The organism is Streptomyces malachitofuscus, from assembly GCF_055571035.1.
In genome coordinates this window covers 15,338-27,917 of the sequence record NZ_JBVIGA010000029.1, presented here as the reverse complement: position 1 = coordinate 27,917, position 12,580 = coordinate 15,338, and the positions used below count along the sequence as shown (strand labels likewise).

The 12,580-nt window shown below is 72.0% G+C and carries 5 protein-coding genes; all 5 read left to right on the top strand.

Translation table 11 applies throughout. The features are described 5' to 3' along the window. The first annotated feature begins 5 nt into the window (after positions 1–5). The 5 genes from ACZ44S_RS32890 (at position 6) to ACZ44S_RS32870 (ending at position 12,434) form a co-directional block, all read left to right on the top strand. Entirely contained in the window at positions 6–2,903 is a 2,898-nt protein-coding gene (locus ACZ44S_RS32890; RefSeq protein WP_466935712.1) for a DUF6603 domain-containing protein, read from the top strand. Next, complete coding sequence (locus ACZ44S_RS32885; protein ID WP_466935709.1) at positions 2,900–5,383, top strand: hypothetical protein; 2,484 nt, start codon at positions 2,900–2,902, stop codon at positions 5,381–5,383. The genes ACZ44S_RS32890 and ACZ44S_RS32885 overlap by 4 nt, the downstream gene beginning before the upstream one ends. Positions 5,384–5,412: 29 nt before the next feature. After that, a complete protein-coding gene (locus tag ACZ44S_RS32880) occupies positions 5,413–11,295 on the top strand; it encodes a hypothetical protein (RefSeq protein ID WP_466935707.1) in 5,883 nt (1,960 codons plus the stop codon). A gap of 105 nt (positions 11,296–11,400) precedes the next feature. Beyond that, positions 11,401–11,529 (top strand): hypothetical protein, encoded by a 129-nt coding sequence (locus tag ACZ44S_RS32875; RefSeq protein ID WP_466935704.1) that lies wholly within the window; start codon positions 11,401–11,403, stop codon positions 11,527–11,529. 14 nt (positions 11,530–11,543) lie between these two features. Then, positions 11,544–12,434 carry a hypothetical protein gene (locus tag ACZ44S_RS32870; protein ID WP_466935702.1) on the top strand — a complete coding sequence of 297 codons (891 nt, stop codon included), beginning with the start codon at positions 11,544–11,546 and terminating at the stop codon, positions 12,432–12,434. The last annotated feature ends 146 nt before the right edge of the window (positions 12,435–12,580 follow it).

Here is a 12,580-nt window from a genome sequence, read left to right as displayed (position 1 = left end):
CGAGCATGAACCCGCACGAACTCCTGCAGCACATCGCGGACCGGCTGCGCGCGCTGGCCCGGGACGCCGTGGACGGCTTGCTCCGCTCGCTGCCCGAACTCGGCGAGGACCCGTCCGCCGCCGGCACCGTCCTTGCCGGTCGCCTGCTCGCCGCGCACGACCGGCTGCCCGCGGGAAACTCCTTGGTGGAGCTCGTACGGGAAGCGCTCGGCGACCTGGATTCCACCTCGCCCGTACGACTGCACGGCTGGCGGCGTGCACCGGGCGCGCCGCTCGGCGTTGCCCTGGTGCTGACCGACCCGGCCGGGCCGGCGGCTGGGCGCGCCGTGCTCGCAGTGACCCCGAACGGGCCGGTGTTCGACGTGGTGGTCACCCCCGGGACGGTTCTGAACCCGCCCTCGACCGGCCACGCACCCTGGAGCGCGGAGTCGGCCATCACCGCCCCGCAGGGCTGGGACGCCGCCTTCGGCCCAGGCCTGCCGCCCCCTCCGCCGGGCGGCACGGCGACCATCCGGCTGCGGCGCACCGGCCGGCTTGCCGCAGGAGTCGCAGACGGGCCCGGGATCAGCGTCGACGGCATCACACTGACCGTGACCGCGAGCCCCGGCACGCCCACCGCCGCTGAACTGGAGTTGCGTGGGTTCACCGCCGCCGTCCTGCCGGCCCCCCTGGCCAAGCTGCTCGGCGTCGCCGGATCAAGCCCCATGCCGGGCCCGCCTTCTCCGGTCACCCTCACCGCCGACCGGGTGCACGGGTTGCGGTTCGCCGGTACCGGCGCCCTGCGCGCTCCCCTCCCGCTCCGCCTCAACGCGCCGCATGTGTCCATCAGGGGCGCCGCTCTCGAGCTGACCTTCGACGGTGGTGAGCCACGGCTGGCCCTGTCCCTGTCGGCCAGCGCCGGGTTGCCGGGTCTGCCGCTCCGCGTCCACCTCGACCGGGCCGGTATCGACCTGCCCGTCGCTCTGTCGCCGGCGGCCCGACCGGGCCTCGACCCGAGCCGGCTGCGGGAGTTGTTCCCGGAGGGCATCGGAACCGAGCTCAAGGTGCCGCCCGTCTCCGGTGGCGGCCTGGTCCGGCGTACCCCCGACCAGGGCTACAGCGGCCTCATCTCGATCGACCTGGGCGTCCTGCGGCTCCAGGCGGTCGCTCTGTTCCGGCCGCCCGACGGCAGAGCGCCCACCAGCTTCGTGGTGCTGCTCGCCGCCCAGTTCCCGACCCCCGGCATCCAACTGGGCCTGGGATTCGCACTGGAGGCGGTCGGCGGTCTCGTCGGAGTCAACCGGCGTGCCGACATCACCGCACTCCAGGCCCTGGTGTGTGACGGCAACGCCGACCATGTGCTGTTCCCGGACCGCGCTGTGGAGCGTGCTCAGGAGATCATCACTTCCCTCAATTCGGCGTTCCCCGTGGCCGCCGGGCGAGTTCTGGTCGGGCCGATGGTCCGCATCACCTGGGGCGCCCGGATGGTGTCCTTGTCCGGTGCGCTGATCCTGGAGCTGCCCGCCCCGGCCCGAGCGATCCTGGTGGGCCGGCTCCTGGTCGCACTGCCCGACCCCGTGGTGCCGCTCGTCCGCCTCCAGGCAAGTGTGCTCGGCCGCATCGAACCGGCCGTTCCCCTGGTCGAGTTGCTGGTGTCGTTGTCGGGCTCGCGGATCGCGGGTCTGGCCGTTCGAGGTGAGATGTACCTGCTCGTACGCGGTGGCCGGCAGCCGGAGTTCGTCCTGTCGGCCGGCGGTTTCCACCCCCGCTACGCCCGGCCCGCCGGGGTGCCCGCGCTACGCCGGCTCCAGGTCGACCTGGCCCCGGGCAACGGCTTCGGACTGCGGATGGAGGCCTACTTCGCGGTCACCTCCAACGCAGTCATGTTCGGCGGCGAGGTCCAGCTGGACGCGACGATCGCCGGTTGCGGGGTGCAGGGCTGGCTCGGGCTCGACGCGCTGTTCGTCTTCGACCCGGTGTTCGCCTTCTCGGTGCATGTACGGGCCGGGGTGGCGGTGCGCGCGTTCGGGCGTCGGCTGGCGGGCATCGGTTTGGATTTCACCCTGGAGGGCCCGGCCCCCTGGCATGCCTTCGGCACCGGCAGTATCTCGGTGCTGTTCTGGGATGTCGAGCTGGACTTCGACATCCGCTGGGGACACGGGCAGGCGATCCGGCAGCAGCCCGGACGCAGTCCGCTCGACGCTCTCACCCCCGAGCTGGCGAAAGCGACGGCTTGGACGGCGGAGCGGCCGACCGCCGAACGCACCGCGCTCCGGTTCACCCCCGAGGGCACCGAGAAACTGAACCAGGGGAGACTCGTGCACCCCGACGCCAGTGTGCGCATCATCCAGCGAGTGGTCCCGCTGGGCACGCCGATCTCAAGGTTCGAACGGCGGCCAGTACCGGTGCAGACCTGGACGGTCAAGGAAGTCACCCTCGGTACGCCCCAGCCCGCCGGTCGACTCGTTCCGCTGCCGGAGCGGTTCGTCCCCGGCGAGTTCTTCGAACTGACCGAGGACGAACAGCTCACCGCGCCCGCGTTCGTCAGGCACGCGGGCGGGCTGCGGGCCCGTGCCGACGGCGTCCGGATCGGTGACGGCCACCGGGTCGACGACACCTGCGAGACGGAGTACGAACCGCCTCTGCCCGAGCGGCAGTTCACCCGGTGGCCCGGCTTCTTCCGGAGGGAGGCCGTCTTCGCGGTGAGCGCCGCCGAGCGGCTGCAGAGGTGGCGCACCCGCGCAGCGGCCCTCACCGTACGCCCGGCCACGCTGAGCGTGGTAGCCGCCGACACCCTCAAGCCGCTGCTCGACGACGTCACCCTGGTCAATGCCACGACGGACGCCTGGGACGCGCTCCGGGGACAACTCGCCGAACCAACTGACGAAGTGCGGCTCGTCGAGACCTGGGAGCTACGGCCGTGAGCACGCGCTGGTTCTTCTCCTCGGCACGGGTCGGCGCAGGTGCATCGGCCACGGGCCGGGAACTGTCCACGTCGGTGCGGTTCACCCGGGACATCGAGGGCCGCCGCGAGGAGAAGCCGGTGTTGGGGCCGACACTGTCGCTGGTCGGCCCCGGGGACGTGTTCGGTTTCGACCGCGGCATGGTTCTGAGGGAGGAACCGCCGCCGGGCACGCCCGACGCCGCGGAGAACGTGCTGGCCTCGGTCGAACTGGCCCACGCCGACCTGCCCTGGCTGCTGTCGCCGGGAACGGCAGCCACCCTGGGCGGGCCCACCCCGCAGCCCTGGATCGTGCTGATCGTGTTGGCCGAGGACGAAGCGGCCCCACCCCGCGACTCCCACCCCCTGCCGGTGCTCACCGCCCCGGTCGCCGCGCTGCCTCCCCTGGCCGAGCGGTGGGCGTGGGCGCACGTGGAGGCGCGCCTTCCCGACACCGTCACCGACGCCCCCGGGGCGCAGCGGCTCGTCGAGCAGGGGGTGCGCAGTCACTCGGCCGATGTCGTCGGACGGCTGATGTGCCCCCGCCGACTGCTTCCGAACCGCGGCTGGATCGCCGCCGTGGTACCCGCCACCGCTGCGGGGCGGGACGCGGGCCTGAGAGTGACACCCGTGGGACCGGCCACGACGGACGCCTGGCCGATCGCCGGCCGGGACACCGTCGACCTGCCCGTCTACCACTGGTGGAGCTTCCGCACCGGGCAGTCGGGCACCTTCGAGGAACTGGCCCGCCGACTGCGCTTCAGGCCCGCTGCCGAGGCCGGACTCGGCACCCGGACGATCGACGTCGGCAACCCCTGGCCTGCCGAGCAATCCTCCCGTCCTGCCACCGTCCCCATGGACGGCGCGCTACAGGCGCCCGGCACGGCGGGGCCCGAGACCTGGACCGACCCCACCGCTCAGGAGCACTTCCGCGGTCTGCTCCGACAACGCGTGGACGCCCCGGCCCGGCAACGTCAGGAAGCCGTCGACGACACGGACGTCGTCGCTGTCGGCCCACCGCTCTACGGCAGCCATCACACAGGCGAACAGACCGTGCCGGATGAGCCGGAGAGCTGGCTGAGCACGCTCAACCTGGAGGTCCGCCGCCGGGTGGCCGCCGCGCTCGGCACCCGGTACGTGCAGCTGGAGCAGGAGTTCCTGATGGCCCGCGCCTGGGAGCAGGTCGGCGAGGTCCGGCAGGCCAACCGGCTGCTGGCCGCTGGGGAGCTGGCCGCGGCCGCGGCCGAGCGGGCCCAGCACAAACACCTCGACGCGCTGGGCGCGGCCGATCTGGTCACCGTCATGGCGCCGGTGAGCGGTCGCGTGAAACTGACCGCTGCCGGACCGGACGCGGCCACCCTGGCCTCCCTGCTGGCCTCGACCGACAAGGTGCCGACGGCAGCGGCCAGCACCTCGTTCGCACGGCTGGTCCGCGCGGGCGGGAGCCTGGCCCGCCGCGCCCGGCGCGGAATCGACGGCGAAGTGCCCGACGGTCCACCGCCTGTTCCGGTGCTCCTGCGTGGCCTGCAGGACATGGGCGTGGACGTCGACGGCCTGTCGGGCGAGCTGCGCGACCGGATCAGTCCCACGCGGCTCCAGCTGCTGCGGATGGCCGACCGCGTTCCTGGAGACTTCTGGACGGAACGCACCCACGACGACGCCCGCCCCCTACGGCCGATCATGGCCCACCCGAAGTTCACCGTGCCGATCGCCGAGGAACTCCTGGCCCGCTGGCCGGAGTGGGCGCTGCCCGGTATCAGCGCGCTGCCGCCGGACTCGGTGACCCTGCTGGAGACCAACCCCGCGTTCATCGCCGCGCTACTGGTCGGACTCAACCACGAGTTCAACCGGGAGCTGCTGTGGCGGGAGTACCCCACCGATCAGCGCGGCACCCCCTTCGCCCGGTTCTGGCCCAGCGACGACGCGGACGTCGAGGAGATCGCGCTGTGGCCGCTGGACACGCCGCTGGGCGGCCAGTTGCGCACCGGCGGTGCGGGGAACCTCGTGCTGCTCGTGCGCGGGGAGTTGCTGCGCCGCTTCCCTGGCACCGCCCTGCTCGCCGTCCGCGGTGTGGCGGGCAAGCTGCCCGAGGCGTTCGACGGAGTGCCCGCCACCGCGCTCGCGCTGGACGAGTCCACCGTGCTCTACCTGTTCTCCGGCCTCGACGCCGAACGGGCCCGTGGCGAGGACTTCTTCTTCGTGTTCCGCGAACCCGTGCGGGGCACCCAGTTCGGGTTCGACACCGGCGCGCAGCCCGCCGGGATGAAGTCATGGGCGGACCTCACCTGGGCCGGCGTCCAGGTGGCAGGCGGTGGGTTCGTCCTCCTGGGCCGGGCGCCGGCCTCTCCCGCCCCAACGCCGGACCTCGCGGTGTGGGGCCGGGACGCGGCCGACATGGCCCGCATCGCCTTCCAACAGCCGTTCCAACTGGCCTTCCGAGCGGCCACGTTGCTGGGCGGCTGAGCATTGCACCGAGGACAGGAGCCCTCGCCATGAACGACGCGTTCCTCGCTCGCGCACAGATGGACCGGGCCCGCAGCGAGGCGGATGCCGCCCAGGCACGCGCAGACGAGCAGCAGGCCGTGGTGCGGCGTCTCCAGGACCACATCCGCGCCGGTCTGCCGGACCCCCTCCACATCCCCGGCCAGCGCCCCAGCTCCGAACTGCTCGCCGAAGCCGAGGCCACCCTGCTGGAACTCCAGCGCAGGGCCGATGAGCTGAACGGCCTGGCGGCCGGTGCAGAAGAAGAACTCATGCGCGCCCTGGGCGAGGGCACAGCTCTGTTCCCCGACGACAACACCGCCCCCGTCGCGTTGCTGCCGGTGCGGGTGGAGACGATCTGGTGGGAGCCGCGCACCCTGCGGGTACGGATCTACCCCGACGACATCCTGCTCTCCGCCTTCGACCCCCGACTGACCCCGGCCGAGGCCGCGGCCGCCGCCGAGTACTGGCAGAACCCGGGCCCGCAAGCCTGGCAGCAGGTGCTCACGCAGCTGCGCCCGGCCCGCGCGTCCTGGGCGGTGCGCGCCTCCCGCCCCGGCGCCCCGCCGCCGTCCCTGCGCCCCGACGAGCCGGGGCAGCACCGGCCGCAGACGGTCGCGATGCCGAAACGCTGGCGCTTCCTCGGCCTGCTCGACGGTGAGGTGGTGGTGGACAAGCTCGGCCGCCCGGTGCCCGACCCGCTGCCGATCGGCCTGCTGCGCGCCGAGGAGGAGGGCTGGGAGACCGACTGGTTCGAAGCGGTCAAGGCCGGTATGGGCATCGAGCTGATCTTCCCACCCGATGCCACCGAGAGCCTGGACGAGCTGCTGGTCGTCGGAGTGCGCGACGAATCGGCGGCCGACGGCGCGGCCCGGCTGCGCGACCTTCTGCACGGCCACAGGTTCGGCGGCGGTCTCGGCCTGCTGCCGTCCGGCACCGCGACCAACAACACCCCACGGACCCGCTCCGGCTGGTCCTCGGCGCCTCCCTTCCCGGGCCCCGGCCCCGACCCGGAGGCGGGGGAGCAGCCGGTCGCCGACGCGCTGGCGACGGGGCTGGGCCTGCCGGACGCCGGGTTCCTGCGCGGCTGTTCCGGCGCCGACGACCCGGAACCCGCAGCCGTCGCCGCGCTGACCCTCCTCACCTGGCCGACGCTCGGCAAAGGTTTCGCCGAGGCCGCCCTGAGCACGCTCGACCTGGGCACCCGGCAGGTCACCGGGGTCGCCCCCGGCCGCCCGTGGCGTGCGATCCGGGAGCACCTCGCCGAGCATGTGCGCGGTCGCGGACCGCTCCCGATGCTCCGCGTCGGACGTCAGCCGTACGGCATCCTGCCGGTCACCGCACTGGACGACTGGCGCGCCGAACGCGTCGGCGATGTGGACGCGCTGATCGCGCCGTGGCTGGAACGGCTCAGGGAACGCTGGCGGGCGGCGGTGAGGGGGGAGACCGCCATCGACCCCATCCCCAGAGTCCAACCGGGCATGCCGGTCGACGAGGTTGCGGTGAACGCGCTGCAGCGGCTGCCCGTGGCGACCGGCCTCTCCATGTGGCGCATGGACAGCCCGGGGGCCGCAGTAGGCAAGGTCGATCGCACCGAGCCCCCCGCACGGCCGGGACTGCCCGGTCTGTCGCCCCACGGGATGCTGCGGTGGACGACCCGGGGCGACGGCTTCACCTCCTTCGGTGGCGGACTGGACGAGAAGACCGGCGTTCCGGAGTTCGTCGCCCGGCTCACCCCGGATGCCCGGACCTTTCCGGGTCGAGCGGCGGCCACCGCGGACTACCTGGAGGCGGTGCGCGCCTTCCTCGCGGGCGAACTCGACGCAGCGGGCTACGATCAGGCGTGGCCGGTGGACTTGTCGACGGGCCGGGAAACTCCGCCACGGCGTAGCACGTTCTTCGACCTCCCGGGGGCCCAAGAGGGGTCCGTGCCCACCGGTGAGAGCGAGGAACCACCGGACGACGGAGAGGGGCCGGAACCCGAACCGGATGCGAGCGGGCTGCTCGACGCCCTGCTGTTCCTCCCCAACTGGGCCTTCTTTCAAGGTGACGACGAAGCCACCGATGACCCCCTGCGCCAAGCGCTGGCCGTCACGGGCGACGTGGACCAACTCGTGGCGGACGTACTCGAAGGGCTGAGCGAGAGGGAGCGCGCCGAACGCGTCGCGGCAGCCTCCCGAGCCGCCGCAGAACTGCCCCGGCTGGAACAAACCCTGCGGACCCTGGCCGCCGTGCCGGTGACCCGGCTGCCCGAACTCCTGGCGGAGGTCATCGACGTCCACTCGCACCGGCTCGACGCCTGGATCACCTCGCTCGCCTCGCGACGGCTGGCCGCGCTGAGGTCAACCGGCGTCGAAGGCGTCCGGTTCGGCTGCTACGGCTGGGTGGAAGATCTGCGCGCGCCGGTGCAGCGCGAACAGATCGACATCGTGCTGGACGACGTGGACACCACCGTGGAGGTCTCCGCGAAGGACGGCTACATTCACGCGCCGTCGCTGCAGCACGCGGCCACTGCGGCCGTGCTGCGCTCAGGGTTCCTCAGCGAACCCGACGAGCAGACCTACGCCGTCGACCTCACCTCCCGCCGCGCCCGTATCGCCCGTTGGCTGCTCGGCGCGGTACGCCAGGGCCAGAGCCTGGGCCCTCTGCTGGGCTACCGGTTCGAGCGAGCCCTGCACGACGCCGAACTCGACCACCTGGTCGAAGCGTTCCGCCGCCGGTTCCCCTTGCCGGTCGTGCCCGAGCCGCAAGCGGAGGAGCCCCGGGCGGACCTGTGGGCGCGCAGCGCGGAGGTGATCGCGGCACGCAACGTCGTCGACGGCATGGCCCTCGTCAGGGCCGGAGCCGCAGCTCCCGTACTGGCCGGTGTCCCGGACGGCGACCTGGCGACGGTGACCTCACTGTTGGAAGACCTCGCCGATGCCCTGGACGCCGTGGGCGATCTGGTACTGGCGGAGAGCGTGCATCAGCTGGTGGGCGGCAGCCCCATCCGCGCGGGTCTGACCGCCGACACCCTGGGCCGTGGCGAGGACGTGCCGGACACGTTCCGCGTCCTGCGCACCCCGCACCGGGCCCGCGCCCTGACCCACCGGGTCGCCGCGCTGCTGCCGGCCCGACCGGAGGGTCCGACCGGCTGGCCCACCGATCAACTCGCCGACCTGCAACCCGCCTTGGAGGCCTGGGTCGCGCATGTGCTCGGCCGGGCGGCGAGCTGGACACTTACGGGAACCGTGGGCGGTCAGCCGTTCGAACTCACCCTGGACCGCCTGCAGCTGGGCGCGGTGCGCACCGTACTGGACGCGGCTTCCGCCGAACCGGCCGGGCTGCGCCGCGCGGTGCGAAGCGCCGAGGGCGCCGAACCGGACACCCCCGTCACCTTCAGCGGGCCCGGCTGGAGCGGTCTGCGTGGCCGCGCGGTACGCATCCGGTCGCTGCTGTCCGCCGCCCAGCCCTTGCTGCCGACCCATCTGTCCGAGGACCCGGTCGGCCACGTGGTCGACACGAATGCGTTGCGCACCCGCCTTGCCGCCTTCGCCGCAGTCCACCCGGCGGGGGCCAAGCTCAGCGAAGTGGCCGCGGAGCAGAGCACCCCGGATGCGGCCGAGGCCTGGCTCTCGCGGGCCCGGACGGAACTCGCCGAAGTGCTCGGCGCGGAGATCCCCATCCTGCCCGACCTCACCGTACCGACACAGATCACGGCCGGTCGCTCGGACGTGTCCGGAGCCGACCTGGAAGACTGGTTGCGGCGCAACGCGGCCGTACGACCAATGGTGCGCACCCTGCACGAGACGCTGCTGCTGGCCGGCGCGCGCGCCGGGCGGGTCGAGCGGCTGCGTGCGGCACAGCACCCGGGGAGTCCGGGCGACGCCTGGATCGGCGGTGCCTTCCCCGCCGGGCAGCGCCCGTCCGCCACCACGCACCTGGTCTGGCACGCCCCGGCCGAACACGCCCCGGGGGAGGCCGTCACGGGCGTCCTCCTCGATGAATGGATCGAACTGCTGCCCGGCTCCGATCATCCGGTCCCGTCGAACGAGGCCGCGCAGACCGAACTGACCGGTGTCGCATTTCACTACGATCGCCCGGACGCCAAGGCCCCGCACAACGTTCTCATCGCGGTGCCCCCGAACCTGGAGCGCGGCTGGACCTCCGACAGCCTGGTGCAGGTGGTCCGCGAGACCCTCGAACTGGCCAAGCTGCGCGCAGTGGACCTCGACGACCTGCCGGAGCTGGACGATCTGATCCCCGGCGTCCGGATCTCGCCCCACGGCCCGACCGGTCAGACCCTGTCCCGGATGGAGACCGAGCGTCCCGGCACAGACCCGGAGGGACCGTTCATGCTGGAGCCCCGTCACCGCACCTCCGACATCGAAGCGGGACTGGCCGCCCGGGTGCACGATCCGCTCTGGCTGCTCACCCGTCAGTGGCAGTTCGGGGAATTCGCCGCCCAGGACGCCGGTTCCCCGGCGGTGGTGCGCATGACCGGCGGCAGTGCGCCCGTCGACGCCTGGCGACCGGGCGGCACCACGGAATGGGTGCCCTACGATCCGCGCCTCGGGCCGCTGGACAGCCACATCGAGGACGAGCCCGTGGAGACCGACGAGCGGCTGCGAGCCGAGGGTGGTGCGGCGCTGCTGCGGATGTCCGACGACGCCGGGCTGCTCGCAGCCGCCCTCGCGGCACTGGCCCCCCACCGGCTCCGGTCCGGGGAGGCGGACGGGAGCCTGATCGGGCTGCTCGACGGCCGGCTGCCCGACGCCGAGCTGGTGGCGGCGGCACTGGACGCGGGCACCTTCGAGGGCGGAACGCTCGGGGAGGTCGCCGCCCGGTGGCGGAGCTGGTGGGCCGGGCAGCTCGCCGAGCGCGGCCCCGACTGCTTCGACCCGCACCGGTTCGAGTACGGTGCCGAACTGTCCACCGGCGGGACGGTGTTGCGTGCCGAGGAGTACCAGGGCGACGGACTCGACTGGTACAGCCTGGATGTGCACCCCGACCCCGACGCCGAGGCGGCACCGCAGGGCGAGCGCCGCACGTTCACCGAGGAGGGGCTGCCCTCGACGATCCGCTACGGCGGGCTGCCGGGCGACCGGTTCTGGGAGATGGAGGACGCGCGCGTCGACCTCGGAGCGGCGGACGTCTCCACACTGGACACGGGCCGACTCCTGCTGATTTCCTTCGCCACGGTCTTCGGCAACGACTGGTTCCTGGTACCGCTGGAGGTGCCGATGGCCTCGCTGACCGTCCTGGACCGGCTCCTCGTACGCGATGTCTTCGGCCGCCACCATCTGGTCCGGCGCGCAGGACAGGATGATCCCGCCTGGTCGATGTTCACTCTGAGCAGCCCGGAGCCGGATCACCCGGCGGCCTCCGGACTGCTGGTCCTGCCCACCCACAACGGCCAGACGGGGCTGCCGCTGGAGCGCGTGGTACTGGCCCGTGACGAACTGGCCAACCTGGCGTGGGCCGTCCAGCACCACTACACCGACGGGCGGGGCGAACAGATCGATCGCCGGGACCGTTGGGCCCGCACCACACCCGCCGAGCCCGCCGTGGCCGGAGAACTGCCCGCGTACGCAGTGCAGACGATCGTGCCGGACTACTGGTTCCCGCTCGTTCCGGAAGCAGTCGGCGCCGGGCAGATCCGCTTCCGGCTGGCCAGGCTCACCGGCCCCGGTCTTGATTCGCGCCCGGAGGGCCGGCTGATCACGCCGGGACTGTGGGTGCACGAGGAAGAGGTGCCTCGCGACGGCGTCTTCGTCACCCGGCGTCCGGTACTGGGCCGCTGGTTCGACGGTTCCTGGCACAGCTGGGTGCGCCGGGAGAAAGCCCCCGGCACCGGGGAGAGCTCCAGCGGCCTCGCCTTCGACACCGTCCGTCCCACGGACCCGTGGCCGTGAGTGCCGTATCTGACCACAGCAGGCGCGCCCACCAATGCACTAACCCATTCGGTGGCAGCCCCAGTTGCAGATGCCGGGCGGTGGGTGTGTCCTGAAGTTGTGGGAGTGCACGAGATACCTGTGTACTGCTGCGAGGGGCATAGGACGGCAGCGGTCTCCAACTCCGCCTACCTCAACCTGGTGAGCGACTCGAAGTGGGTCACGACGTGCTGCCGGATCGAGGTCACCGAGTAGGTGGGATGATGACCATGAACATCACGGTCACACAAACAAACCCGCTCTCCCTGACGATTCCGCATGTCGTGAACAAGCCGGTGATCAAACCGGTGATGCAGGGTGAGTTCTTGGAGGAGATGCAGCTGACCGCGACGATCCACGAATTCCTGTTCAAGGTCACCAAGGGCAACCACGTATTCTGGGTGGGTGTCGCGGTACCGTTCGGCACCACCGACTTCTCTCGGATACAAGTCTTCTTCCACCCGACAGTCGTCCAGTTGCGGCCCCCACAGCCCCCCATCGTCCACGCCAGGGAAGACGACTACCCCACCTTCACCGGTGGCTGGTCCGGCAGTCTGCAAAGGTACATCGCGCTTCAGGGCAGTCAGTTGGCGTCCGTCCGGCGTGTTCCGCTGCTGGTCCCGTTCACCACCATGGCCGCGCTGGGCGCCGACCGTGAGCAGAACATGTTCGCCATCGACCCGGTCGCGACCCTCAGTAACATCACAGCGGCCACCCAGGCCGCGTTCGTCCCGTTCCTCCCGCCACCGAATCTCACGGACGTCGGCGTCACCTCGTTCAGCTCCGGCATCCAGGCTATGCGGAAGTTCATCGCCGCGATGAAGCCCTCGGGACTCATACGCGAAGTCATCGACTTCGACAGCCCTTTCATTCTCACCGAACCCGCGGAGCTGACCCCCTCACCCGGCGCCGTTTCCAGCTGCTACACCCAGCGGTTCCGGCAAAACCCGCCCGCAGGCTACCGGTTCATGCCGACGAACAGCTTCTCGCACGTGCCGAGCTTTCCCAACTCCGATGCCGGCGCGCACGCGCACGCATGCATAGGATTCATGATGTACCACACGGCGATGATCACCAGCAGCATCGCCGCATCGTCGGGTGCCGCCCCGATACCTCCTTGAGGCAGCAGGACATGGGCAGCGGCGGGGTCACCGAACTCTGTGCTCATGATCATCACGCCCAGTAGCTGGACCGGGCGGCGTGACGGTGGCCGTACCGCCCCGTGTGAAGGTGGCGCTCCGCGGGGCGCCGGCCTGGCGGCCGTCCG

Bases quoted from the DNA above. Each gene is read 5' to 3' on its own strand.
- ACZ44S_RS32870 (WP_466935702.1), top strand. From the start codon at position 11,544: ATGAACATCACGGTCACACAAACAAACCCGCTCTCCCTGACGATTCCG.
- ACZ44S_RS32880 (WP_466935707.1), top strand. From the start codon at position 5,413: ATGAACGACGCGTTCCTCGCTCGCGCACAGATGGACCGGGCCCGCAGC.
- ACZ44S_RS32890 (WP_466935712.1), top strand. From the start codon at position 6: ATGAACCCGCACGAACTCCTGCAGCACATCGCGGACCGGCTGCGCGCG.